This window comes from Fibrobacter sp. UWT3, assembly GCF_900230125.1.
Lineage (GTDB): Bacteria > Fibrobacterota > Fibrobacteria > Fibrobacterales > Fibrobacteraceae > Fibrobacter.
In genome coordinates this window covers 1,634,741-1,659,041 of the sequence record NZ_OCSS01000001.1, presented here as the reverse complement: position 1 = coordinate 1,659,041, position 24,301 = coordinate 1,634,741, and the positions used below count along the sequence as shown (strand labels likewise).

General features: G+C 54.6%; 21 protein-coding genes and 2 tRNA genes. 11 read left to right on the top strand and 12 right to left on the bottom strand.

Features of this window, described 5'->3' with window-relative positions:
* Nucleotides 1-16: 16 nt before the first annotated feature.
* A complete protein-coding gene (gene lepA, locus CRO08_RS07200) occupies nucleotides 17-1,837 on the bottom strand; it encodes a translation elongation factor 4 (RefSeq protein WP_097035611.1) in 1,821 nt (606 codons plus the stop codon).
* A 139-nt stretch (nucleotides 1,838-1,976) separates the two neighbouring features.
* On the opposite strand from lepA, the gene CRO08_RS07195 reads away from it, so the two are divergent.
* The 9 genes from CRO08_RS07195 to CRO08_RS07155 all read left to right on the top strand — a co-directional run bounded on the left by CRO08_RS07195 (nucleotide 1,977) and on the right by CRO08_RS07155 (nucleotide 12,606).
* On the top strand, nucleotides 1,977-2,522 hold the full coding sequence (locus CRO08_RS07195; protein ID WP_083535523.1) for a peptidylprolyl isomerase: 546 nt from the start codon (nucleotides 1,977-1,979) through the stop codon (nucleotides 2,520-2,522).
* Nucleotides 2,523-2,525: 3 nt separating this feature from the next.
* Nucleotides 2,526-3,752 (top strand): hypothetical protein, encoded by a 1,227-nt coding sequence (locus tag CRO08_RS16965; RefSeq protein WP_101956415.1) that lies wholly within the window; start codon nucleotides 2,526-2,528, stop codon nucleotides 3,750-3,752.
* A gap of 84 nt (nucleotides 3,753-3,836) precedes the next feature.
* Nucleotides 3,837-5,510, top strand: coding sequence for a chloride channel protein (locus tag CRO08_RS07185; protein ID WP_255252271.1), 1,674 nt, complete (start codon nucleotides 3,837-3,839; stop codon nucleotides 5,508-5,510).
* A 280-nt stretch (nucleotides 5,511-5,790) separates the two neighbouring features.
* Nucleotides 5,791-7,203, top strand: a complete 1,413-nt coding sequence (locus tag CRO08_RS07180) for a glycine--tRNA ligase (RefSeq protein WP_097035609.1) — start codon at nucleotides 5,791-5,793, stop codon at nucleotides 7,201-7,203.
* A 97-nt stretch (nucleotides 7,204-7,300) separates the two neighbouring features.
* Entirely contained in the window at nucleotides 7,301-8,587 is a 1,287-nt protein-coding gene (locus CRO08_RS07175) for a hypothetical protein (RefSeq protein WP_097035608.1), read from the top strand.
* A gap of 54 nt (nucleotides 8,588-8,641) precedes the next feature.
* On the top strand, nucleotides 8,642-9,523 hold the full coding sequence (locus CRO08_RS07170; protein ID WP_097035607.1) for an FISUMP domain-containing protein: 882 nt from the start codon (nucleotides 8,642-8,644) through the stop codon (nucleotides 9,521-9,523).
* Nucleotide 9,524: 1 nt separating this feature from the next.
* Nucleotides 9,525-9,974, top strand: a complete 450-nt coding sequence (locus CRO08_RS07165) for a hypothetical protein (protein ID WP_141398268.1) — start codon at nucleotides 9,525-9,527, stop codon at nucleotides 9,972-9,974.
* Nucleotides 9,971-11,320 (top strand): hypothetical protein, encoded by a 1,350-nt coding sequence (locus tag CRO08_RS07160; RefSeq protein ID WP_141398267.1) that lies wholly within the window; start codon nucleotides 9,971-9,973, stop codon nucleotides 11,318-11,320. Before CRO08_RS07165 ends, CRO08_RS07160 begins: the two co-directional genes overlap by 4 nt.
* Nucleotides 11,314-12,606 carry a hypothetical protein gene (locus CRO08_RS07155; protein WP_097035604.1) on the top strand — a complete coding sequence of 431 codons (1,293 nt, stop codon included), beginning with the start codon at nucleotides 11,314-11,316 and terminating at the stop codon, nucleotides 12,604-12,606. The genes CRO08_RS07160 and CRO08_RS07155 overlap by 7 nt, the downstream gene beginning before the upstream one ends.
* A 53-nt stretch (nucleotides 12,607-12,659) precedes the next feature.
* Here CRO08_RS07155 and CRO08_RS07150 read toward each other — a convergent pair.
* From CRO08_RS07150 to CRO08_RS07105, 10 genes are all read right to left on the bottom strand, one after another.
* Nucleotides 12,660-12,735 (bottom strand) — tRNA-Asp (locus tag CRO08_RS07150).
* A gap of 23 nt (nucleotides 12,736-12,758) precedes the next feature.
* Nucleotides 12,759-12,833: transfer RNA gene (locus CRO08_RS07145), tRNA-Val, on the bottom strand.
* A 6-nt stretch (nucleotides 12,834-12,839) separates the two neighbouring features.
* Complete coding sequence (locus CRO08_RS07140) at nucleotides 12,840-13,037, bottom strand: hypothetical protein (RefSeq protein WP_072810774.1); 198 nt, start codon at nucleotides 13,035-13,037, stop codon at nucleotides 12,840-12,842.
* A 106-nt stretch (nucleotides 13,038-13,143) separates the two neighbouring features.
* A complete protein-coding gene (locus tag CRO08_RS07135) occupies nucleotides 13,144-13,638 on the bottom strand; it encodes a hypothetical protein (protein ID WP_097035603.1) in 495 nt (164 codons plus the stop codon).
* Complete coding sequence (locus CRO08_RS07130) at nucleotides 13,638-14,366, bottom strand: hypothetical protein (RefSeq protein ID WP_097035602.1); 729 nt, start codon at nucleotides 14,364-14,366, stop codon at nucleotides 13,638-13,640. The genes CRO08_RS07135 and CRO08_RS07130 overlap by 1 nt, the downstream gene beginning before the upstream one ends.
* A gap of 55 nt (nucleotides 14,367-14,421) precedes the next feature.
* Nucleotides 14,422-15,270: an IS3 family transposase gene (locus CRO08_RS07125; protein ID WP_176495014.1), complete on the bottom strand. Its 849-nt coding sequence runs from the start codon at nucleotides 15,268-15,270 to the stop codon at nucleotides 14,422-14,424.
* Between the two features lie 17 nt (nucleotides 15,271-15,287).
* Complete coding sequence (locus CRO08_RS07120; protein WP_097034692.1) at nucleotides 15,288-15,617, bottom strand: transposase; 330 nt, start codon at nucleotides 15,615-15,617, stop codon at nucleotides 15,288-15,290.
* A 39-nt stretch (nucleotides 15,618-15,656) separates the two neighbouring features.
* A complete protein-coding gene (locus CRO08_RS07115) occupies nucleotides 15,657-16,109 on the bottom strand; it encodes a hypothetical protein (protein ID WP_097035601.1) in 453 nt (150 codons plus the stop codon).
* Nucleotides 16,110-16,245: 136 nt separating this feature from the next.
* A complete protein-coding gene (locus tag CRO08_RS07110; RefSeq protein ID WP_097035600.1) occupies nucleotides 16,246-17,838 on the bottom strand; it encodes an ABC-F family ATP-binding cassette domain-containing protein in 1,593 nt (530 codons plus the stop codon).
* Between the two features lie 164 nt (nucleotides 17,839-18,002).
* The gene (locus CRO08_RS07105; protein WP_097035751.1) at nucleotides 18,003-22,436 is read right to left on the bottom strand and encodes an acyl-CoA dehydratase activase; all 4,434 of its coding nucleotides are present in this window, start codon (nucleotides 22,434-22,436) and stop codon (nucleotides 18,003-18,005) included.
* Between the two features lie 169 nt (nucleotides 22,437-22,605).
* On the opposite strand from CRO08_RS07105, the gene CRO08_RS07100 reads away from it, so the two are divergent.
* Both CRO08_RS07100 and ruvX read left to right on the top strand, forming a co-directional pair.
* Nucleotides 22,606-23,388: a porin family protein gene (locus CRO08_RS07100; protein WP_097035599.1), complete on the top strand. Its 783-nt coding sequence runs from the start codon at nucleotides 22,606-22,608 to the stop codon at nucleotides 23,386-23,388.
* An 84-nt stretch (nucleotides 23,389-23,472) separates the two neighbouring features.
* Nucleotides 23,473-23,886, top strand: a complete 414-nt coding sequence (ruvX, locus tag CRO08_RS07095; RefSeq protein WP_072810763.1) for a Holliday junction resolvase RuvX — start codon at nucleotides 23,473-23,475, stop codon at nucleotides 23,884-23,886.
* Here ruvX and CRO08_RS07090 read toward each other — a convergent pair.
* On the bottom strand, nucleotides 23,883-24,221 hold the full coding sequence (locus tag CRO08_RS07090) for a helix-turn-helix domain-containing protein (RefSeq protein WP_097035598.1): 339 nt from the start codon (nucleotides 24,219-24,221) through the stop codon (nucleotides 23,883-23,885). The genes ruvX and CRO08_RS07090 overlap by 4 nt on opposite strands.
* Nucleotides 24,222-24,301 lie beyond the last annotated feature (80 nt).

Genomic DNA, 24,301 nt, shown 5'->3' with positions numbered 1-24,301 from the left:
ACAAATTTAAAACAAACTATTCGCCGCTGCTGCTGGAATCGTCGCTGAGCGAAAGTACGGCGAGGAACGCCTTCTGCGGTACTTCCACCGAGCCGATGCTCTTCATGCGCTTCTTGCCTTCCTTCTGCTTTTCGAGGAGCTTGCGCTTGCGGGTAATGTCGCCGCCGTAGCACTTGGCGAGCACGTCCTTCCTAACCGCCTTCACGGTAGAACGGCTGATAATCTTCCCGCCAATCGCACCCTGGATAGCCACGTCGAACTGCTGGCGCGGAATCAGGTCCTTGAGCTTCACGCATATTGCGTTCGCGTAGGTATGTGCCTTGTCGCGGTGGATAATCACGGAGAACGCGTCCACCGGGTCACCGTTCAGGAGAATGTCAAGCTTCACCAGGTTGTTCCTGCGGTATTCGCTCGGCGCATAGTCGAGGCCCGCATAGCCGCGGCTCACGGACTTCAGTCGGTCATAGAAGTCAAACATGATTTCGGCGAGCGGCAAATCGTACTTGAGAATCACCTTCGCCTCGTCGATGTATTCCATCGTCTCGAATTCGCCGCGCTTCTCGTCGCAGAGCGTCATGAGCGCACCCACGTATTCCTTGGGCGTAAATATCTGCGCCTTCACGTAGGGTTCCTCGATGTGGTCGTAGCGGCTTGCGTCGGGGAGCTTGGAGGGGCTCTCGATTTTCACCATCGTGCCGTCGCTCATGTACACGTGGTATTCCACGTTCGGCACGGTCGTGATGATATCGACGTTGAATTCGCGGTCGAGGCGTTCCTGCACGATTTCCATGTGCAAGAGCCCGAGGAACCCAGTGCGGAAGCCAAAGCCCAATGCTTCGGAGGTTTCCGGTTCCCAGCTGATGGCGGAATCGTTCAGGCGGAGTTTCTCGAGGGCCTCGCGCAAATCCTTGTAGTCTTCCGGGTTGATGGGGTAGATGCCGGAATAGATCATCGGCAGAATGTCCTTGTAGCCCGGGAGCGGCTCTGTTGCGGGGTTAGCCGCATCGGTGAGCGTGTCGCCGATTTTTACGTCGCTAATCGTCTTCACGTTCGCGAGCACGTAGCCCACCATGCCTTCCGAAAGTTCTTCGCGCGGGTCGCGGCGCATACTGAACGTGCCGACTTCGGTCACCATGTATTCGCCGCCGGTCTTCATCATGCGGATTTTCGTGCCCGCCTTGAGCGAACCTTCCACGATGCGGATGTAGTTGATCACGCCGCGGTAGGAATCGTACACCGAGTCAAAGATGAGTGCCTTGAGAGGCTTTCCGCTGTCGCCCTTGGGTGCCGGGATTTCGTCTACAATCTTGTCGAGCACCTGTTCCACGTTCAGGCCCGTCTTGGCCGAGATGCGCGGGATTTTCTCCGGGTCGTAGCCCAGCAGGTCGCCTACGAGTTCTGCCACGTGGTCGGGCTGTGCGCCCGGCAGGTCCACCTTGTTCAAAACCGGGATAATCGTGAGGTCGTTTTCGATGGCGAGGTAGAGGTTGCTAAGCGTCTGCGCCTCGATGCCCTGGCTTGCATCCACCACGAGAATAGCACCTTCGCAGGCGGCAAGCGAGCGGCTCACTTCGTACGTGAAGTCCACGTGCCCCGGTGTGTCGATCATGTTCAGGATGTATTCCTTGCCGTCCTTCTCGTAGACCATGCGGATGGCGTGCGCCTTGATGGTGATGCCGCGTTCGCGTTCGAGGTCCATGTCGTCCAGGAGCTGGTTGGTCATCTCGTTCTTAGCGACGGTCTTCGTGAGTTCAATCATGCGGTCGGCGAGGGTAGACTTGCCGTGGTCAATGTGCGCGATGATGCTAAAATTTCTGATATTGTCGTTTTGCGGCATATAGGCGATAAAATTATCGTGAAGTTGTTCTATTTTCGGGGGTAAAATATAGAAAATGCGCAAATGGTGCTTTACAAAATTATCTATATTCACGATACTAAAACAGAAATGAGCCATTAAATCCATGGTCGTTATGAAAATGTTTCCTAGATTCTCTGCATCCAAGGTGCTTGCTTCGGCTGCACTTATGTTATTTGCTTTTACGGGTGCCTTTGCCCAGGGCAAGGTATTCAACAAGGACTACACGGGCATTACCGCTATCGAGGCTACCATTACCACACACGAGGGCGTGATTGTTGTTGACCTCGATTTCAAGGCCGCACCGAATACGGTTGCGAATTTTGTTGACCTTGCACAGAAGGGCTTTTACGATGGCCTTACCTTTCACCGCGTCATCAACGGTTTCATGATTCAGGGTGGCGACCCCGAAGGCAACGGCCAGGGTGGCCCGGGTTATACCATTGACGACGAACCGAACGACCTGAAGCACGAGAAGGCTGTCATTTCCATGGCGAACCGCGGCCCGAACACGGGCGGTTCACAGTTCTTCATCACGCAGATGCCCCAGCCGCACCTGGATGGCAAGCATACTGTCTTTGGAAAGGTTATTAGCGGCGAAGATGTCGTCTGCCGCATCGAACCTTTCGACCCCATTATTAACATCAAAATCGTGGAAAAGAAGTAATCTATGAGTTCTAAGAAAGTAGTGTCCAAGGCAACCAAGACTCCGGCAAAGAAGCCCGCGGCAAAGACGCCCGCGAAAAAGCAGGCTGCACCTGCCAAGAAGGCCGCTCCGGCGAAGAAGGCGGCTCCGGCAAAGAAGCCTGCCGAGGTGAAGAAGCCCGCTGCGAAGAAACCTGCGGCGAAGCCTGCAAAGGCTCCTGCGAAGAAGCCCGCGAAGGTCGAGAAGAAGGCTCCGGCATCCAAGGTCCAGCCCGCGAAGTCCGCCGTAAAGTCTACGGTGAAGCCCGCTGCTGCAAAGCCCGCGAAGGGCACTGCAAAGAACGAAACAAAGCCCAAGTCCACTGGCAAGAAGGATGTGAAGACTACCAAGACGGGAAAGTCTGCTACGACTGCTGCCACGAAGGGCAATGACAAGAAGATTCAGACGACAAAGAATTCTAAGGTCACGAAGTCTAACGTAAAGGTCGATAACGACCAGAAAAAGGTTGGTTCCGGCAAGAATAATAACAAGAAGCCTGAACCGCCGAAGGGTGGCAAGAAGGGCGGGGCGAAGCCTGAACCTGTTGTCAATGACGCTCCGGTAACAAAGCCTGTGAAGCCGGGCAAGGGTGGAAAGGACAAGGACGGGGTGAAGCCTGAACCTCTGCCGGTTGAACCGTCGGTAGCTGTGGTTGACGATACTCCCGCTCCGGCTCCCGCACCTGCGCCTGCACCGGGCAAGAAGGTTGTTGCATTTGCTCTTTTGCTCCAGGGCGGCAAGAAGCTTTCGAAGACGCTCCTCTTCACGGAAGCGAAGGACGAATCTGATCACGCGAACCAGAAGAAGGTGACTTCGGATGTGAGCAAGGCTGAAAAGAAGCCCACCATGGCTATCCGCCGCAAGATTTCCCTTGCTGAAGAGACTCAGGAAGAACTGACGGAACGCATCCTCAAGGAACTCGAGGAACAGAATGCCGCATTCACGCGCGAGGCTGCCACGCAGATGTGCACGCGCTGCAACCGCAATCTTGTTTCTCCGGAATTCTGGGTCGACAAGCACCTCGGATACTGCGAAGAATGTGCGATGATCCTCAAGCTTGGCCAGTCCAAGGAAGCGCGCAAGGTGGAATACACGCTCGGTTCCATGGGTGGCGACTCCCTTGACGAGGCGGATGACGAGGACTTTGAAGGTCCGGACGCCGCAGACCTCAAGGAAGCGGAAGAAGATCTCGCCGATTTCGACGAATCGTAATACAACGGCGTTGTTGCCTGAATGTTTCGCTACGGTAAACGATTAGGCAAGCTTTTCGCGGTAGGTGGGTACCTGCCGCGCATTTTGCTTGCATCTGTAATCGGGTTCGTTACGGGCCTGGTGGCGGTCGCTTTCCATTTTTCCCTGGGATGGGCTACGCGCATGGTCCGTTTGCCGTGGGAGTGCGCCGGTGCTTTGCCGAAGTGGAGCTTCGCGTTCGTACCTATGATTGGCGGGCTTATCGTGGGGCTTGTCATCTACAAGTTCACGCGCACGCCCGAGGCCGCAGGGCAGGGGACCGACAACATGATACGCTCGTTCCATCGCGAGGGCGGTACAGTCCGTGCCCGCGTGGCGCCGGTCAAGTTCTTCACGAGCATAGTCACGCTTGCTAGCGGCGGGAGTGCGGGCTACGAGGGCCCCATATCGCAAATCGGCTCGGGCATCGGCTCCGGCATAAGCCGCCTCTTCAGGCTCCCCAAGGCGATGCGCGGGCAGTTCATGCTCGCGGGTACGGCGGCCGGGCTCGGCGCAATCTTCAAGGCGCCTCTTGCGGGCGCACTCACGTCGGTCGAGGTGCTCTATCGGGAGGATTTCGAGTCGAATGCCTTCGCGACGAGCATCGTGTCGTCGGTGGTCGCGTTCACCGTGTATATCGCCTTCGTGGGTACGGAACCTGCGATTGCGGGTGTCCCCGCAATCCCGTTCACGAACGGCATCGAACTGCTTGCGTGTGCGGTTCTCGGCGTGCTCTGCTTCCCGTTCTCGTTCCTGTATGTGCGCTGCTACGACCTGAGTGAAACGCGGTTTGCCCGCTGGAAGATTCCCGACTGGATCAAGCCCGCGGTGGGTGGCGCGTTCGTGGGCGCCATCATTCTCGTATTCCCGCAGGTCGCGGGTGGCGGCTTCGGGTTCATCGGCGAAATCATGCGCGGCCTTGTACCGCACGGGCTTTTTGGCATATTGTTCCTGCTGGCCATAGTCGTCGCAAAGATTGTCGCGACCGCGTTTACGGTAGGCTCGGGCGGTTCGGGCGGCGTGTTCGGGCCTTCGCTCTTCATCGGGGGCGTGCTCGGGGCGATGTTTGCGGGAATATGCGAGATGTTGTTCCCTGGGGCGGTTCGCATGCCCGAGATGTTTATCCTGGTCGGCATGGCCGCGTTCTTTGCGGGTGCGGCGAAGGCGCCCATCGCGGGCGTCGTGATGGTCTGCGAGATGACGGGCAGTTACAGTTTGTTGCCCGGGCTCATGATTGCAGCCGTCATGCATATCGCATTCTCGCGCCCGTGGACAATCTACAAGAGCCAGGTTTTGAACAAGTTTGCAAGCCCCGCGCACCGCTGCGACATGGATGTGGACGTGCTGCAGGTAACGAGCGTGGGCGAGGTGATGGAACCCCGCGAAATCAAGCGTCTCGATGCGGGTAGCCCGCTGAGCGATGCGCTCAAGTTTATCGACCTCAACTGTATCTATCCGGTTTATGACCGCGGGGAATATGCGGGCCTGCTCGACATGCAGGCGGTGAAATCCACCTTCCTCTCGTCGCCGGAACTGGCGCAGCACCTGCTTGTCTCGGACTGCACCGTGCGCGCCCCGATGCTTGCCGAAACGATGGACCTGCACGCGGCCCTGAAGGTTTTTACCCGGATAGAGATTGACGAACTCTGCGTGAAGGATAGGCAAGGGAACCTGGTGGGCACGCTCTCGCATTCCGCCATATTCCGCGCCTACGAGACCCTCGTAAGCCGCAATCAATAGAACGTTTATACCTGTAAGTTCTTTTTTTGTTTGTAATAAACGTTTTAATAAATAAAATAAACTTCTAATACCAGAAAGGCGTCGGCCACCACCTGTCAAGGCGAGAGCCGCAGCCATACTTGTATGGCTATGGCTGAGCCGTAAGGTTGGCGCTTGCGCCAGGATGGGAACGCCGCATGGGCCCCTCCCGCGTGAATTTTATATCTGCAAATGGGTGTCCTTTTGTTATTTAAGGGCTAAATTTCTATATTTGGCGCATAAAAATCAAAAGGACTCTAAAATGGCAAAGAAAGTTCAGGATGCCCTCAAGGACATCATCTCCCTCTGCAAGCGCCGCGGTTTCATTTTCCCCGGCTCCGAAATTTACGACGGCCTCGCCAACACTTGGGACTACGGTCCGTATGGCGTGGAACTGAAGCGCAACATCAAGAACCTCTGGTGGAAGAAGTTTGTGACCAGCCGCCAGGATGTGCTCGGTCTCGACAGCTCTATTCTTTTGAACCCCCGCGTTTGGAAGGCCTCTGGCCACGTGGGCAACTTCTCTGACCCGCTGGTGGATTGCCTCGCTTGCCACGAACGTTTCCGTGCCGACCAACTTTTGGAAGACAAACTCGGCGAAGGCTGCTGCGCCGGCAAGAACTTTGACGAAGTCCACCAGATGATGATGGACAACAAGATCGAATGCCCGACCTGCGGCAAGACCGATTGGACCAAGCCCCGCGCTTTCAACCTGATGTTCCAGACCGAAATCGGCGTGATCGAAGGCGAAGGCAACAAGGTTTACCTCCGTCCGGAAACGGCCCAGGGTATCTTCGTTGACTTCAAGAACATTGTCGATAACGTCCGCCCGCGCATCCCGTTCGGTGTGGGCCAGATTGGTAAGTCCTTCCGTAACGAAATCACTCCGGGTAACTTCATCTTCCGTACCCGCGAATTCGAACAGATGGAACTGGAATTCTTCTGCGAACCGGGTACCGAACTTGACTGGTACAACTTCTGGCGCAAGTACTGCTTCGACTGGCTCGTGAACGACCTCGGCGTGAACAAGGAAAAGCTCCGCCTCCGCGAACATGCCAAGGAAGAACTTTCTCACTACTCCAACGGCACCACCGACGTTGAATACGAATTCCCGTTCGGCTGGGGCGAACTCTGGGGCATTGCAAGCCGTACGAACTACGACTTGACGCAGCACCAGAACGAATCCAAGGTCAAGCAGGAATACATCGACCCGGTGCAGAACAAGCGCTACATCCCGTACGTGGTGGAACCGTCCCTCGGTGTGGAACGCCTGCTCCTCGTGCTCCTCTGCGACGCTTACGAAGTCGAAAAGCTCGAAAACGACGAACGTACTGTGCTCCATTTCGACCCGAAGATTGCTCCGGTGAAGGTCGCCGTGCTCCCGCTCGTGAAGAAGGGCCAGGTGAAGGCCAAGGCCGAAGAACTCTACCAGAAGCTCCTCAACCGCTGGAATGTGGAATACGATGAAACGCAGTCCATCGGTAAGCGCTACCGCCGTCAGGACGAACTCGGCACGCCGTTCTGTGTGACAGTCGACTTCGACTCGGTGGGCGAGGGTGAATCCGATCCGGCAAAGCTCGGCTTCGTGACGGTCCGCGAACGCGATTCCATGAAGCAGGAACTGGTGAAGATCGACGAACTCGAGGCTTACCTGTCCGCAAAACTCGGCTGCTAGTTGAGATGCAAAGGGAACCATGAGGTTCCCTTTGAAATCCTTCCTAGAAGTAGGTAAAAGGGCCCGGAAACGGGTTCTTTTTTTATATTTTTTCCAGATGATTCAGAACAAACTCAAATGGCTGTTTTTCTTTCTTCTGGTAGCGTCTGCCTGCCTGTGGGCGGCCGAATCGGCGGATGCCCCAGAAAAGGTTTCCAAGAGGGAACTTTTCATGCGGGCGCGCGATGTGCTCAAGACTTCCCTGGAATCGGGCGATACGGCGCGTGCGCGCGAGGCCCTGGATTACCTGGTCGCAAACGTGTCGCAGGGGGCGCCACTTACGCGTTTTGAGGAATACCTCGCGAATATGGAGGCGGGGCGCACCCAGCGGGGCCTTGACCAGTATGCCGATATGCGGCGGACCGTTCTCGATTCCACGTACAGCCCCAACTGGGATCCGCGCGCTGCCGCCGAAGACCCGCTGTCGCATTACCTGTACAGGAACCTATCCCCGTTCGATTCCGCGAAGGCCGATTCGCTCTATGCCCGTATCCAGGATTCCCCGGAAATAAGCGATGAATCTAAGGGACTGTACCGAGCATTACTTTATTCTGAACTTGTTTTCAACCGCGCGGGGAACCGCTATTATGGCGGGTCAAGGCTTGCTATTTACGATACGACAAATGTGCAGTCTTTCCTCACGTATGCGAAAGACTATGTGGAAAAGAACCCCAATACGACATACGCAAACATTTTCAAGAATCAGCTGATTCCCTATGTAGAAGATGTCATGAAACCCTTCCGCGATTTTTATAAGAATCCTTTCAAGCACAAGTACTATAGGGGCGACGTCTCTGCATTCCTGGGCAAGTGGATGGGTACTACGACGGGCGACGTGAACGATTATCTCGATGTGAGGATGGGTTCGTCGTTCTTGCTTGACCTGGAAATGCAGTTTGGTCGTATTTCATTGGGTTTCTTCTACGGTTGGGGCCTGATCCATAGATTTACATACCTCTACGAGCAGCCAGGTTACTTTACCGAGGAGAGCCATGACGAAGAAGTTGAGGATCCCTTCCTCGGGCTTACGGTCGGCTTTACCGTGTTCGATTCACGGTTCGTTAAGTTACAGCCCTTTATTGGCTTTGGCCAGGATTACTTCGATAACGGCTGGGACGATATAAGTTCCGCTACGTATGTCATGGGGGCGAATGCCGATATTCGCCTGTTTTCCACAAGGCCCCGGGGGTTGTATGACGTTTCGTATGCGCTGGTGCTACGCTTCAAGTACATTGCGACATTTGGAAAATTTACCGATGATTACTGGACCGATAACTATTTCAAGGTGGATGACTCCTACATAAACCACGTGTTCTCGATAAGCCTTGGTGCTATGATGTGGTAGAGTTTTTCTTTTTTTCCTTGCGGATAAATTCATAAAGATGTATATTTATCCGTGATGAAGAAGAAAAACACATACTTACTGTTCCCTGTGGCGTTGTCCTTTTTGCTGGCTTGCTCGGCAGACGTGGGTTACGCCCCCGATAAGGATTACTCCGGCCAATCCCCCTCGTACAATGCCGATGAACTAGGAGACCTTCCGGACTGCGATAGCAAGCACGAAGGTATGGTGGTGCATGTCGATAACTATCGGAACAAGGACTATGCCTGTAGTGAGGGTTATTGGGTGGCACTGGGTGAATCCAGTACCGACAAGAAGTTGCCTGATGTCCACGAGACTTCGGATGATGCCGTAGCGCTTCACGAAAAGTTCAAGAATGTCGAGTCCGTACAGATTCTCGACACGCGCGACAATAAGGTGTACAAGGCGATTGTCCTGGGCGACTTGGTCTGGATGGCCGAAAACCTGGATTATGAAACGCGGTATAGCCGTACCAATCCTCAGTGCGAAGATTTGGGAATCAAGTGCGGACGCTATTACATGTGGGACGATGCCGCGTACGGTAACGACGATTATTCTAGCGTATGCCTTCCCGGTATGCGCCTGCCCACGGAAGAAGATGTCGATAAGCTTGTGGAGTTTATCGGGGGTGTTTCCAACGGGTACGTGCTGAAGTCGAAATCGTACTGGGAGGAATCGGAAGATGCTCCGCTGGGGACCGATGAACTCGGGTTCAATGCATACCCTGCAGGTTACAAGAGAAGCAGCCGTAACTATTTTGAGTATTTTGGTACCGAAACTGTTTTCTGGACCGATATCAGCAATGGTTACCACAGTTCGCTAACCTTGTCGCTGTATTCCCATAATTCGATTCTCGGGACTAACTGGGGGCCGGACTGGGACAACTACATGAACGTGCGCTGCGTGGGGGATTTATAGCATGAAGTATCTTGGATTAGTTCTCCTCATGACTGCGGCACTGTTCTTTTCGGCTTGTTTCGCGCCTCCGCACAGGTCTGTCGGCATGCCCGAAAACCCGACTCCGCTTGATTCGCTTGCACAGGTTGTCTTTGTGAATGCGGCCATTGTTCCGCTGTTGCCTCCCGAATTCAAGTATCTTGGGACTGTTCAGACGGAGGCGGATGTGGGCTGCTCTGATGCGGGAACCGTCGGATTCCTTCGCGAAGAGGCGAGGCGCGTAGGCGCAAACATCGTCTACGTCAAGAACGCGCAGACGAATACTGCCTTCCTTTACACGCAGTACATGACCACGACTTATCACTGCTTGACTCTGCATGTTGACTTGTTGTACGCCGAGGCTCCGCTGATTACCAGGTGGCAGGAGCAGATCAAGGCGGCCGAGGAAAAGGAAAAGAAGGAGCGGAAGTGATGATGCGTAAGTTTAAGTTTCTATTTGTTGTTGCGCTTTTGACGGCTCCCTTCGCATTCTCGGGTGAATTCGATGACTTTGAAAAATCGCTGATGCGGAACTCTGAACCTTCCGGTTCTACAGATTCCGCTTCTTCTGTGTCCTCGGCAGATGCATTCGAGCAGTCGCTAGTTGCAGAACCCGGCACGGAAATGGAGAAAATCTACCAGTTGCGCGAATCGCTTCTCGAGGCCGCTAAGCAGCGCGATACGGCGCAGGTTTCAAGCGGTATCGCAGAACTGGAAGCCCAGAAAACCGAGGACATGGTCCCGCTGGTCGATGTCGAGGCGATAGTCTTGCTTATCCGCCAAAAGATGTGGCCGCAGTTGCTCCAGTACGAAGTGAAGAGGTACAAGAACTTCTACAATGACCTGGTGAATGAAAAGGCGCGTTATGCCGAAAACGACGGCCTGATGCTGTATATCAAGAAGGAAATCTCCAAGTTCGATTCTACGACATCGCTGCTAGCGCAGGTGGAAAAAGACATAGACAATTCCAGTTCCCTTTCCGAAAGCGATAAGTTCGAACTCAAGATTCTCCTGCTCTTGAACGATGCCTACCGCGATAACAAGGTAAACGAACGGATTGCAAGGCTCTCGCAAATGTTCCTCGAAAAATATCCGGACCATCCCGATGCGAAATGGATAGAGAATAGCGTTGCCGGCCCTTATTTCCGTAATGATTTCGGTACCCTCTGGGACAAGGATAGGCAGGAACACCGCGAAGAAAACATCGCGAGGAACTTCTATACCGGCGGGCTCGGTTTCAACGTGTTCTTCATTTCGGGCGGTCTTGCCTTCGGGATGGACGAACTGTACCGTTCCGACCTGTTCGAGCCGGAACCTCCGGGAATATACCTCGAACTCTACCTGCAAATCAAGCGCTTTGCGATTTCCTTCGAGCTTCTGCCTTCCGGCATGGAAGGGGTGGCTTCTTACTCGCTTGGCTTGGGCTTTGTTGCTTATGACAGCCGTTTCTTGAAGGTTCGCCCCTACATCGGTCTGGGAATGCCCGCAATGATCCTTAATGCGACGAATGATGGCTATCTCGCAAAGCCTGATGGGGAAAGGGAGTATTTCCAAGAGGGCTACAACGAGATGTATGCCGAAAGTTTCGGATTTACCTTGGCCGCGAATGTCGATTTCAAGTTCCTCACGACTTACCTGTTCTCATCGAACTCTAAATTCTTCAGCATGACGCTGACGGGCAAGTTCGGTATTACGTATATGGAATTCGATGACACGCTCGTCAACGGCTCCGGCGTAACGCCCTTCTTTGCCCTAGGCCTCGGGATTCTCCTATGGTAAAGATTGCAACATTTCTTTTCGCCGCGTTCCTGTTGCTCGGCTTTTCCGTGCCCTTGGCGCAGGATTCTTCGCCGAAGCCTTCCAAGAAGGAACTTTTCCTGCGTGCGCGCGACGTGCTCAAGACTTCGCTTGAATCTGGCGATACGGCCCGCGCCGGGCAGGCTCTGGATTACCTCAAGACGAACGTGGAGGAGGGTGCACCCCTTACCCGGTTCGAGGAATACCTTGCCGAAATGGAAACAGGCAGGTATGAACGCGGGATTGAACTCTATGCGGACATGAGGCGAGTTATTCTTGATTCTGCCTTCAAGCCGAATTGGCAGAGCCGGGCTAGCGAGGATGACCCGCTGTCGCGCTACTTGTACAGGAACCTTTCTCCGTTCGATTCCACCAAGGCAGATTCGCTCCATGCGCGCGTTGTGCCCTCGGAAAGCGTTTCCGATGAATACAAGGACCTGTACCGCACCCTGCTTTACTCGGAGCTTATAATCAATAAGGTTCCGGTCTCGGTTTATGGCGTGTCGTTTACGGTTACAACGCTGTACGATACCACGAACGTGGAACATTTCCTGACGTGTGCCCGTGACTTTGTTGGCAAGTATCCGCAGTCCACGTACTCGAGAATCCTTAAGGAACAGACAATCCCGTTTGTCGAAAAGATTATGCAGCCCTACCGCGATTTCTACAGGGACCCGTTCAAGCACAAGTACTATACGGGCGGCCTGGGCGTGTTTGCGGGCAAGTGGCTCGGGTTCATGACGGGCGATGCCACGGATTATTTCCACTCCGAGATGGGTTCTAGCTTTATCGGTGAAATTAGTCTCCAGTTTGGTCGTATATCCCTGAACGGGTTACTCAGTTATGGACTTATAAACAAGCCTGTGGGCGAATCGCATGTTTATGTTGCGGGTGGCGGCGAGGACGAGACTGTGGGCCTTACGCTCGGGTATACCGTCTTTGATTCCAGGTGGCTGAAGGCGGAACCCTTTGCGGGTGTGGGCAATTACAATTTCATGTGGTCGGATGCCGATCTTTCGACGGTGTTGATGCTGGGCGTCAATGCGGATGTCCGCCTGTTTGCGACCAAGCCCAAGCGACTTGGCGGGATATCGTTCGCCATCATCGCGCGATTCAAGTACATGATGCAGTTCGGCTACTTTACCGAATCGTCGAGCTCGGGCTATTACGATTACGACCTGGAAGAATACGTCGATACTTCCATAGATATCGATGCGAGTTTCATGACTCACCAGTTCTCGCTTTCGCTCGGCCTGTACCTCTGGTAACTGTGCGTAAAAATTGCAAACGAAAAGCCCTCTCAAGTGAGAGGGCTTATTCGCGGGATAGACGAGGCTTGAACTCGCAACCTCCGGCGTGACAGGCCGGTGCTCTAACCAAAATTGAGCTACCACCCCAAATCGTTTCCGATTCTCGGTAGTGGGCGATAACGGATTCGAACCGCTGACATTCTGCTTGTAAGGCAGACGCTCTGAACCAACTGAGCTAATCGCCCGGGATTTTAGTCCTGCTTGTCCTGCTTCTTGCCGCCGAAGAGGATCCCCACGGGAATCACGACCAGGTAGGCAAACACCAGGATAAGAGGTGCAACCGTGAGGCTTACCGGATTATCTGCCGGGCCGGTGGCGAGGCAAAGGAATCCGATTGCAAGCAGTAAAACGCCGATTGCGATAAGAATGAGATTCTTTTTGTTCAACATTTACTACGTTCCTTAGGTTACGTGCCAAATATAAAAATATTTCCCCTCTTGTCAACCAAAAACGCCTTTTTTTAGCAAAAAAGGGAGGGCCGAGCCCTCCCTTGTCTCAATACTCCTCGGCGGGTGCGTTGTATTCCTCGGCGCTTGGTTCGTAGCCGGGTCTGTCCCATGCGCTGCCTTGCGACTTGTAGGGCGAAGTGTTCCAGTCGTTGCCACCCGTCTCGCGCACCGTCCGGCTCACCATCTCGCTGCTGTAGTCGATAGGGATATACACGTTGTCGGGGTATGCCTGGTAAACGAACAGCGTGGTAAAGTACGAAACAAAACCCCACATGACAGACGCCGTGGTTATCTCGCGCTTTATCGTGGTGCTCCCGACGACCGTATTGCCCTTGACCGCCTTCAGTTCCATGGTGTGCGGTGCTCCGCGCTGGCCAATCTTGCAGTCCTGGCTACTTTCGCAGATGAGTTCGCCGTCGCCATAAATCTTGTAGTCTTTGCCGTCGGTCGTCCTAATCGTCGTGCGGCTAAAGTAACACCCGCTCAGCGTGAGTGCGAACGCGAGCAAGCCCAGGAGGACTATGTTGCGTTTTGTGTTCACTAGAAACCGTAGCCTAACTTGAGGTTGAACATGAAGCCCTGGAAGAGTTTATCGGACTTGGTGGGGAGATCGTTGTCGTACCAGTCGTAGTCTTTCCACTGCTCGTAGGTAACAGTGCCCTTCGGTTCTGCCAGCTTGAAGAAGCTGACAAAGTACTTGACTTCGGCCAGGAGTATGATACTGCTTGCGCGGTTGAGCATCACGCCGCCACCAATAAATGCTCCGATGCCGCTCTTGTCATCGACATAGGTATTGTATTCCGTCTCTTCCGAGGTCCTGTATCCTTGAATATCATAGTCGTAATATTCGCGTTCGGCGACATAGGACACTTCCGTCTCGTAATCGACGGCAGAGAAGCTGAGTCCGCCACCGATATAGGGGGCAATGAACTTACGGCCGAATGCGTAGTAGGCCGAAATGCCAAAATCTGCATAGGAATAGCGGGAGTCGCTGCTCATACCCCACAGGTTGCAGTCAATTCCGAAGAGGATACTCTGCGTATCGTAAATGCCGAACAGGTTCAGGCCTGGGGCCATTTCGATTTCGGGGGCAAGCGGCACCATTCCGCCGATGCCGATGCCGAAGTAGGAATTCACCTTCTTGCGCTTGGGGGCCTTGACCTCGTTTTCTGTTATGTTATATATATCCTGGTCGTTGGTCGCTTTTTCGTCTGTGCCGATTGGATTTGTAGTTTTTTTAATAGTGGGTTCATGAACAACCATATTCATTACCGGTTAAGTTAAATATATCCTTTTTTCTTGTTAAGTGGTATACCCTTGTGGTCTAGGCAGCCTGTTTTGACAGCCTATATTCAACCGGAGTCATGTATCCCAGCGAACTATGGAGCCGTTTCCGGTTGTAGAACAGCTCGATATACCTGAAAGCGGCCTCCCGCACGTCTTCGATGTCCTTGAAGTCACGCCTGTAGGCCATCTCCTTCTTGAAGCTTGCGAAGAAGCTTTCCATGCAGGCGTTGTCGTAGGGGCAGCCCGGTGCGCTCATCGAGGGCGTTATCCCGTTCTCCGAGAGCATCGTGCGGTAACCCATGCTACTGTACTGCACGCCGCGGTCGGAATGGAAGATGAGCCCGTCGTGATGGCCGCGTTGCATGATGGCATTGGACAACGCGCGCTTGACAAGTTCCGTGTCGATGTTCTTGCTTACGGCGTAGCCCACCGCCTCCTTGTTACACAGGTCCAACACCACGGCAAGGTACACCCAGCCAAGCGTAGTCTTGACGTAGGTGATGTCGCCGGCCCAGACGGCGTTCAGGCTGTCGGGATCGAACTTACGCTGCACCAGGTTCTCGCTGTACATGGCGTCGCATTTGCCCTTGCGGTAGGGTTTCCACTTCCTGAGTGTGACTGGATAGAGCCCGTTCTCGCGCATGATGCGGCGCAGTTTCCACACCTTTACCTCGACACCCTTGTCTTGGAGTGCCGCCAGCATCTTCGGGCAACCGTACACGCGGTGGTTTTCTTCGAAGGTGTCGCGGACCTTCTGGACAAGCCGTTCTTCGCGGGCCTTCTTCTCGGCACGTTTTTCCTGCTGGCGCGACCACTGGTAGTAGGAACACTGCGGTATTCCTAGGGCTCTGCACATCTTCCTGACTGAGTATTTCTTGCGGTTCACGTGTATCGCCTCGCATTTCAGTCGTGTGGTCGCATAAAGATGTGCAGGGATTTTTTTAGGATCTCTACCGTCTCCTTCTCGTCCGCAAGCTCCTTTTCACGCTTCTTCAGGAGTTTTTCCAGTTCCCTGTTCTTGGCGGCGAGTTCCTCGACGGACACCTTGCGGATTCGCCGTTCCTCGCGGTAGCTCGGCAGGTTGTGTTCCTTGCGGTACTCGTTTACCCACCGACCGACTGTATTGGGCCCGATTCCGAGTTCCTTGGCTATTTGGTTTGCTGACTTTTCGCCTTTCAGGACCAGCTTGATGACCTGTTCCCTTGTCTCGGAGCTATAGTTGATTTTTGCCATTGTTTTACCTTTTGGGGGTTGCGCAATGAATATAGTAGCTTATGCTACCCTCTTATTAAACTCCTGCATGGTCCAGATGGTGCGGGCCACGCGCTGGATAATCGGGTCAAAGTCATCGGGGTTTGCTGCCTTGAGGCGGTCCTGCCATACGGGGGTGTCGCTATCCGTGCCGTAGAGCTTGAAGGATAGAATCACGTTGTCGCCCAGGCGGGTAAATTCTGCGATGAGGTATTTGCTGCAGCCTTTTTCTACCGCCTTGTTCTTGACGGTTTCCTGTTTCTCGAGCACAACGCTATCGGCGGCTGTGCCCTCAACAAGAATAAACCTGCCATCGTCTTCGATGTAGGTTTTCATGAGTTTCTGCGCGGCGATGCCGTAGTCGCTGTGAATGTTGGTGGTACCGACCGGAGCCATGTAGACTTTCTCTGCCGCGAAAGTGGCGACAGAAAAGGCGGTAAAAATTGCGAGTAAGGTCTTGGAAATGTTGTTCATAATTTTCTCCTTTATCCCTATATCGCTAAATATATAAAAATTCAAAACGAAAAAAGCATTTCCTTGACAAAATGCTTTTTTTGAATATCTTTCGGCAATTTTTCGGTGATTATGCGACGAAATTCCCGATAAAGTGTTATTTCTTTTTCTTCTTGGTTTCGAGCCACTCGTCGAAGGTAATGGAGCGGTCGAGTACACCGTTCGGCGTGAGTTCGAGCACGCGGTTTGCGACCGTTTGCACGAATTCGTGGTCCTGGGAGCAGAAGATAATCGGGCCCTGGAAGGCGGTGAGGCCGTTGTTGAGGGCGGTGATGGCTTCCAAGTCGAGGTGTGCGGTCGGTTCGTCGAGCAAGAGGCAGTTCGCGTTGCTGAGCATCATGCGGCTGAGCATGCAGCGCACCTTTTCACCACCGCTGAGCACGTTTGCGCTCTTGAGGGCTTCTTCGCCGGTAAAGAGCATGCGTCCGAGGAACCCGCGGATGAAGGTTTCGTCCTGTTCCTTGCTGTACTGGCGCAGCCAATCCACCAGGGAGAGGTCACAGCCGAAGTAGGCGTCGTTGTTTTTGGGGAAGTAGCTGTAGCTGATGGTGTTGCCCCACTTGAGCACTCCATCGGGTGCCTTCGTCTCTCCGGCAATCAGCTGGAAGAATGCCGTCTTTAGCGTATCGTATTCGCCGACGAGGGCGACCTTGTCGCCTCCGCCCAGGCTGAAGTCGAGCCCCTTGCAGATGATGCCGTCGCCGCCGTCAATCGTCGCGTTCTTGACTTCGAGCACGATCTTGCCCGGTTCGCGGTCCATCTTGAAGTTGACCCACGGGAACTTGCGGCTCGATGCCGGCATTTCTTCGACGGTCATCTTGTCGAGGAGCTTCTTGCGGCTGGTGGCCTGCTTGGCCTTTGCTGCGTTGGAGGCAAAACGGCGGATGAACGCCTTCAATTCTTCAATCTTCTCTTCGGCGCGGCGGTTCTGGTCCTTGCGCTGTTTTTGGGCGAGTTGGCTTGCGGCGTACCAGAATTCGTAGTTACCGCCATAGAGGTTGATCTTGCCGTAGTCGATATCGCAGGTGTGCGTGCAGACCGCATTGAGGAAGTGACGGTCGTGGCTCACCACGATGACGATGTTCTCGAAGCGTTCGAGGTAGTCTTCGAGCCAGCCGACGGTTTCGAGGTCCAAGTGGTTCGTCGGTTCGTCGAGCAGGAGGATGTCGGGGTTGCCGAACAGCGCCTGGGCGAGGAGCACGCGGATTTTCTGGCCACCGTCGAGGTCGGCCATCAGGCTGTAGTGGAATTCTTCGGGAATGCCGAGGCCCTTCAGGAGCACTGCCGCGCTGGAATCGGCCTCGTAACCGCCGATTTCGCCAAAGCGCGTCTCGATTTCCATGGCCTGCATGCCCTGTTCTTCCGTCATTTCGGGGAGTGCATAGAGTTCGTCACGCTTTTTGCCCAGTTCGTAGAGTTCGGGGTAACCCATCATGACGGTTTCGAGAACGGTGTTCTGTTCGTAGGCGAAGTGGTCCTGCTTGAGGACGGCGATGCGTTCGCCCGGGTCCTTGGTGACCTCGCCGGTATTGGGCTCGAGTTCGCCCGAAAGAATCTTGAGGAAGGTAGACTTGCCGGCGCCGTTCGCACCGATGACTCCGTAGCAGTTGCCGCGCTTGAACGAGAGGTTCACCTCCTTGAAGAGGACGCGGCTACCGTATTGAAGACTGACATTAGAAACGTTGAGCATTAGTAGGTATCAGGTTGTAGGTTTCAAGAAAGACGATAGAACGCTCGCAAGCTCGCTTTAGACGAAAGACGAAAGAGAGATCGTTGCAGCATTGCCGCTTGTTCAATAATTTTTCACAATTTCTTTCGTCTATCGTCTATAGGACCTCTGGTCCGTTCTTTCGTCTAAGTTTGGTTTGCTTTTTCCAATTCTCTTGCGTTGATGATGAGCATCTGCAGGCGGTTCTCGATGTTTGCGAAACTGGTATCGGGGTCGTAGTCGAGCGAAAGAATCTGCACGTGCGGGCAACGTTCCTTCACCGCCTTGGTGAGGCCGCGGCCACTGATGTGGTTTGCAAGGCAGGCGAACGGCTGCAAGATGATGTAGCTGTTCACACCGTGTTGCGCGTTGTACAGGATTTCGCCCGGGATAAGCCATCCTTCGCCTGTGTTGTATGTCGGGTCGATGATGTCTGCGACGTAGTCCTTGAGTTCGTAGCAGTCTGCGTGGTGTTCGTAGAGCTTGAACTTGTGCATGGACTTGCGGGCGGTCTCTACGGCATGCGTATAGACCTTCGCCGTCACGCCGCCTTCCACGCGGTCCATGAGCGGGTTCGCCGAGAATCCGCGCTTGAGCTTTTCGCTGCGCACGACTTCGTCGACGCGGAAGAAGTCTGTCATGCCCGGGAGGTAGACTTCCATCCCGTTGTTCATGAGGTATTCTTCCACGAACCCGTTTGCGCTCGGGTGGTAGTTCATGAGAATTTCACCGAGCACGGCCACGCGCGGTTTGCGGATTCCACGCTTGCGTTCTTCGGTAATTTCAATGCTGTTGAACGCTTCGATGCACTGCTCGAAGACTTCGATGAGCTTGGAGGGGCGCACCAGCTGCGTGGTGGTGAGGTGGCCTGCGACGGCGATAACCTTCGGCATCCACTCGTCGTAGACTTTCTGTGTGTCGCCCTTGTTGACTTCGTAGGGACGCAAGGCGCGGTACATAGTCTCGATGGCGTCCATCGTCACGAGGCCCCACAGCATGTGGAGGCGGAAGTCGAGGCCCAGCTGGAAGCCCGGGTGCATGCCCTTGTAGTCCACGCCGGTTGTGATGATGGTGACGTCCTTGAATCCGGCCTCGTCGAGAGCCTTACGGGCGAGTACCGCGTACTGCACGGCACGGCAGTTCTCGCAGTTCTTTGCAAGGCACATGGAGACAGCGTTCTGCGGCACATCCGGGTGATTGACGAGCCACTTTAGGGCTTCGCCGATGTTCACCTGGCAGGGGAAGCAGATATCGTTGTGCACGAACTTCTTGCCGAGCTCGATGGCTTCCTTGTCGGCCACGGGCAGGTATTCGGCGATGTAGCCTTCGCGCTTCATGTACTCGCTCGCGAGCACGGTAAATGCGGGGGAGAGGTTCGGCGTAAGGATACGGCGGCGCTGCTTGTCTTCGGCGACGAACGGCGTGTGGTATAGCGGTTCGTGGCTTTCGGGCTTGTCGGGGAGGTTTGCCGCACGGCGTGCCTTCACCGTCTCGATAAAGCTCTTGATGCGGATACCCACGGGGCCGCGGGCGTCGCCTTCGTCGAGCTTGAGCATGAGCATTTCCTTGTTGGAATCAAGGTGCAGCATGCGCATCATCTCGTCGGTCAAGATGGAATCGTGCCCGCAACCGAAGCTCACGATTTGCGCGAGTTCGATGTTCGGGTCCTTCGCGGCAATCATGGTGGCTCCAATCATGCGCAGGTGGAAGGTATTCTTGATTTCGATACGGGTGTGGCTCGGCACATCCTGGTCGTACACGCCTGGGAGCGATTCGGTGGTGAGCACCGGGATGCCCATGGCGGTAAAGTGGCTTGCGATGTTGTGGTTGATGAGCGTGTCCGCATGGTAGGGGCGGCCCGCAATCACCACGGCAAAACTGTTCTTCGCGCGTACGTCGTCGAGAATCTTCTGGCCTTCTTCCAAAAGGGTCGTGCGGTAGCTGTTGAGTGCCTTCTCGCCCTCGGTCACGGCCTTGTCCAAAAGCTTCTTGTCGAGCTTCCAGTGTTCGTGGAACCAGTCGACGGTCTGGCTTCTGCGGAGCTTGGTGTTGAACCAGTGGAAAATCGGCTGGTCCATGGGAACACCATAGTTCTTCTCGGGTTCATCGGTGTTCTTGCAAACGTTCGGGTAGGCCTGCACCACCGGGCAAACGGATGTTGCCGTGAACTTGGTGTGGTCGCTCGGGATGGCAACCATCATCGGGAAGAATATGCGGTCAACCTTCTTCTCGATAAGGCTGAGCACGTGGCCGTGCACGAGCTTTGCCGGGAAGCAAACCGTGTCAGAGGGCACGCTGTGGAGGCCCGCCTCGAACATCTTGTAGTCGCTCTGGCGGCTCACCACGACGGTATAGCCGAGGCTCGTGAAGAACGCCTTCCAGAAGGGGAGGCTTGCCCAGAATTCGAGCACGCGCGGGATACCGATGGTCTTGCCCGTGTTCTCGACGAGTTTTGCCGGGGCGTAGTCCTTCACCAGCAGCTGGTTCGTGCGCTTGATCATGTCGGGCACGGAGAGCATCTTCTTGTTGATTTCTGCGATGAGGGCCTTCGTCTTCGGGTCGTTCGGGTCGGCGGTAACTTCGCCGCGTTCGCAACGGTTGCCCGTGACAAAGCTCTGGCCATCGCTAAATGTGACGATGGTGCGGGAGCAGTGGTTGGTGCAGTACTGGCAGAGCTGGCCCGGCTGGTTGTGCCAGCTGAAGGTGCGCATGGCATCGAGGCCGATAAAGCTCGACTTGAGGTCCGGATTTTCCTTGCGCTTTTCTTCCATGAACTTGCGGGTGAGGAGCGCAATGCCGATAGCGCCCATTTCGCCCGGACGTTCGGGGCGGATCGGCTTGAGGCCGGTGTACTGCTCGAAGGCGCGGAGGACCGCGTTGTTCTTGAACGTACCGCCTTGCACCACGACCTTCTTGCCGAGGGTGTTCAGGTTACGGATACGGATAACCTTCGTAAACACGTTGTTGATGATGGAGCGGCAGATACCCGCGATGATGTCTTCGGGCTGCTTGCCGTCGCGCTGTTCCGTGATGATGGAACTGTTCATGAACACGGTACAGCGGGAACCGAGCTGCGAGGGGCTCTTTGCGTTGAACGCGAGTTCCGCAATCTTTTCCATCGGGATTCCGAGGCTGCGGGCGTACGTCTCGATAAAGGAGCCGCAACCCGAGGAGCAGGCCTCGTTCAGGATAATGCCGGTAACGACGCCGTCTTGCACGGAGATTGCCTTCATGTCCTGGCCGCCGATGTCGAGGATGAAGCTTACGTCGGGGCACAGGCGCTGGGCGGCGTTCGCGTGCGCGACCGTTTCCACGGTATGGTAGTCGGCATGCACGGCCTTTGCGAAGAGCTGTTCGCCGTAGCCGGTGGTACCCACGCCCAGAATGTTGAGCTTGCAGCCGTATTCCTCGTAGCGGTCGGCGAGCTCGTTCATGGCGCGCTTCAAGACGGCGAGCGGTTCGCCATCGTTACTGGCGTAGAACCCGTCAATCACGTTGTCCTGCTCGTCGAGGAGCACGAACTTCGTGGTGGTGGAACCCGCGTCGATACCGAGGTAGGCGTTGATGGTCGAACCCGAGGCCGGCTGCGGGTAGTGGTTGTCGGCCATCTTGTGTTCTTCGAGGAACATCTTGTATTCGGCCTCGTTCTTGAAGAAGAGGTCTGCGGCGGCCTTCGCCTTGTTTTCGGCCTGGCGGACTTCGTTGAAGTGCACCAGGGCGTCGAGCGAGCCTTCCATGCGGTAATGGCATTCCTGGCCCGCGAACATAGAGCCGAGCGAGAGGGCTGCACCCATGGCGACGAGCACTTCGGAGTGTTCCGGCACGATTGCCTGCTCGTCGTTAATACCGAGGCGTTCCTTGAACGCGCGTACGAGCGTCGGGTTGAACGTGAGCGGGCCGCCCTCGAAAATCACGGGCGGCTTGATTTCCATGCCCTGGGCAAGGCCACCGATGGTCTGCTTCGCGATGGCGTGGAAGCTTGAAAGAGCGATGTCTTCCTTGGCGATGCCGTTGTTGAGCATCGGTTGGATGTCCGTCTTCGCGAACACGCCGCAACGGCCCGAAATCTCGTAGACCTTCTGGCCGCGCTTGGCAAAACCTTCGAAGGCCTCCGTCTTGATGCGGAGGAGTTCGGCCACCTGGTCGATAAATGCGCCGGTACCGCCCGCACATACGCCGTTCATGCGCATGTCGCTTGCGATGAGCTTGCCGGTTGTCTTGTCCTTTTCGAAGAATACGACCTTCGCGTCCTGGCCGCCGAGTTCGATGGCTACGCGCGATTCGGGGTAGGTGGCACGCACGGCGAGGGCGTTCGCGACGACTTCCTGTACGAAGAAGGCGTGCGTGGCGTCGGCGAAGGGCTGGCCGCCGCTACCGCAGAAGGCCACCCTGAAATTCTTGTCCGGGAAGAGCCCGTGGGCCTCCCGCAGCACCTCGTAGACCTTTTTCGCCTGCATGGCGTTGTGGCGCTGGTATGTGTAATGCAAAAGCTTGTTGGTCTCGGGATCGACGACCGCAATCTTCACGGTGGTGGAACCTACGTCCACGCCGACCCACAAATCATTCTTCAAATTGCTCATAGTGGGCGTAAAGATAGAAAAATTGGGGTGGAGCTTATTGGCAAACGGGAACGTAAAATGCCCAAATTCGAAAAAAAAGAGATTAAGCCATTTTTTTATTGACATCTGCACTGGCGATTGTTATTATTTTTGACGACCAAACTAACAATCAGTTCATAAGGAGAACAAAATGAAAAAATTAGCCGTGCTCGCGATTGCGCTTGGCTTTACCTGTGTACCTTCGTTCGCCCAGTACGACGACGAGGATTACGGTGAGACCCCCGCTGCAACCGAAGATGACAGCTACTCGACAGAGGAATCCACCCAGGCTGAACCCGCCGAAGAAGCCGAGTCTGCCGCACCTGCCGCGGAAAAGTCTTCTGAAGATACCGACTACCAGAAAATCCGTCTGGGCGGCCATATCGGCGTGGGCGTGGGCGGTCTTGGCGACCTTACTGCCGTTGGCGGCTATGTGGGCGGTTCCCTCCGTTACTATATCAACAAGCAGTTTGCTGTCGCACCCGAAGTGAACTTCATCTTCCGCTATTTCTATGAAACCTCCGACCGCGTTTCTCTTGGCAATGGCTACGAATACGAATACGAACAGGGCATCTCGCAAATTCTCATGGATGTGCCCGTGCTCGCCCGTTACGAACCCCTTTCTTTCCTCTACGTGGAAGGCGGTCTCCGTCTCGCGTTCTGCCTTGCCGACATGTTCTCGGCGCAGTTCAACTACTATGATACCTACGACAACGAGGTCGACTACGCAAGCGATCTTGTCGCCGCCGATGACATTGAGACCAGCGGCGTTTATGTGTCGCTTGTTCTCGGTGCCGGTGCTCAGTTCCACCAGGGTGGTCACGACATGAACGTCGGTCTCCGCTTCATGTACGACTTCAACAGTGTAAGCGATGCTGTTGAAGACAAACCGAGCGCCTGGAACATCCAGCTTTCGATGACCTACCTTCTCTAGTGTAGGCCCCGTTGAACGGCAGGTCGGCCCGGCTTCTAGCCGGGCTTCTTGTTTGCGGTCTTCTTTTTTTTATATTTCGCTCCGATGAACTACTTGGCACTAGATTACGGAGAACATCGCGTCGGGGTCGCTTTTGCCGACTCGGAACTGCGCATGGCATTCTCCCGCGAGACAATCGACCAGAAGACAACTAATTTGTTTGTAAGGCTCGATGAACTCGTTAAGGTGAACAAAATCGATGCGTTCGTGGTGGGGATGCCGTACCACCCCGATGGCCGTAAGGACGGCAAGAACGTGGTGGTGGAGAAGTTCGTCGAGGACCTGAAACTCCGTTTTCCGGGACTCCCTGTATACACGCAGGATGAATCGTATTCGAGCGTGCAAGCCCAGGAAAAGACGTCTTACTTCAGCAAGAAGAAAAAGCAAAAAAATAAGGCGGTAATTGATCAATTAGCCGCCGCAATTATTCTCCAGAGATGGTTGGACGAGAACGGTTAGGTATTGCCCTTCTTGCCTTTCTGCATCTGTTCAATGTAGGCCATGTACTTCTTCTTGTCGGCCGCTTTCTGGATGGGCGAAAGAGTTTTTTCGTAATTCTTGAACAGTTCGGCCCAAAATTCAGACGGATCCTTGTAGAGAACCTTGAGTACGTTGTAGAGGTCAAAACTGATAGGGGTCTTCTCGCCCTTTTCCCACTTACCGATGGTAATGCGGGTAACACCAGAATGAAGACTTAAGTATTCTTGAGTAAGGTTGAGTTCGTCTCTTCTGGCTTTAATAATCTTGGATAATTCTAGGTCAAATGCCTTTTCTTCATCGTTCTTCAGTTTCATGATAACGATTTTAAGAAAATACGGCAAGCGGTTGTGAAAACATAAATTGCCATATTGTTAACATAAATTTTCGTAAAGAC

What these genes read in the sequence shown, in the direction of transcription:
- lepA (WP_097035611.1), bottom strand. Translation starts at nt 1,837, where the DNA reads ATGCCGCAAAACGACAATATCAGAAATTTTAGCATCATCGCGCACATT.
- CRO08_RS07195 (WP_083535523.1), top strand. Translation starts at nt 1,977, where the DNA reads ATGTTTCCTAGATTCTCTGCATCCAAGGTGCTTGCTTCGGCTGCACTT.
- CRO08_RS16965 (WP_101956415.1), top strand. Translation starts at nt 2,526, where the DNA reads ATGAGTTCTAAGAAAGTAGTGTCCAAGGCAACCAAGACTCCGGCAAAG.
- CRO08_RS07180 (WP_097035609.1), top strand. Translation starts at nt 5,791, where the DNA reads ATGGCAAAGAAAGTTCAGGATGCCCTCAAGGACATCATCTCCCTCTGC.
- CRO08_RS07175 (WP_097035608.1), top strand. Translation starts at nt 7,301, where the DNA reads ATGATTCAGAACAAACTCAAATGGCTGTTTTTCTTTCTTCTGGTAGCG.
- CRO08_RS07170 (WP_097035607.1), top strand. Translation starts at nt 8,642, where the DNA reads ATGAAGAAGAAAAACACATACTTACTGTTCCCTGTGGCGTTGTCCTTT.
- CRO08_RS07165 (WP_141398268.1), top strand. Translation starts at nt 9,525, where the DNA reads ATGAAGTATCTTGGATTAGTTCTCCTCATGACTGCGGCACTGTTCTTT.
- CRO08_RS07155 (WP_097035604.1), top strand. Translation starts at nt 11,314, where the DNA reads ATGGTAAAGATTGCAACATTTCTTTTCGCCGCGTTCCTGTTGCTCGGC.
- CRO08_RS07140 (WP_072810774.1), bottom strand. Translation starts at nt 13,037, where the DNA reads ATGTTGAACAAAAAGAATCTCATTCTTATCGCAATCGGCGTTTTACTG.
- CRO08_RS07130 (WP_097035602.1), bottom strand. Translation starts at nt 14,366, where the DNA reads ATGAATATGGTTGTTCATGAACCCACTATTAAAAAAACTACAAATCCA.
- CRO08_RS07120 (WP_097034692.1), bottom strand. Translation starts at nt 15,617, where the DNA reads ATGGCAAAAATCAACTATAGCTCCGAGACAAGGGAACAGGTCATCAAG.
- CRO08_RS07115 (WP_097035601.1), bottom strand. Translation starts at nt 16,109, where the DNA reads ATGAACAACATTTCCAAGACCTTACTCGCAATTTTTACCGCCTTTTCT.
- CRO08_RS07110 (WP_097035600.1), bottom strand. Translation starts at nt 17,838, where the DNA reads ATGCTCAACGTTTCTAATGTCAGTCTTCAATACGGTAGCCGCGTCCTC.
- CRO08_RS07105 (WP_097035751.1), bottom strand. Translation starts at nt 22,436, where the DNA reads ATGAGCAATTTGAAGAATGATTTGTGGGTCGGCGTGGACGTAGGTTCC.
- CRO08_RS07100 (WP_097035599.1), top strand. Translation starts at nt 22,606, where the DNA reads ATGAAAAAATTAGCCGTGCTCGCGATTGCGCTTGGCTTTACCTGTGTA.
- ruvX (WP_072810763.1), top strand. Translation starts at nt 23,473, where the DNA reads ATGAACTACTTGGCACTAGATTACGGAGAACATCGCGTCGGGGTCGCT.
- CRO08_RS07090 (WP_097035598.1), bottom strand. Translation starts at nt 24,221, where the DNA reads ATGAAACTGAAGAACGATGAAGAAAAGGCATTTGACCTAGAATTATCC.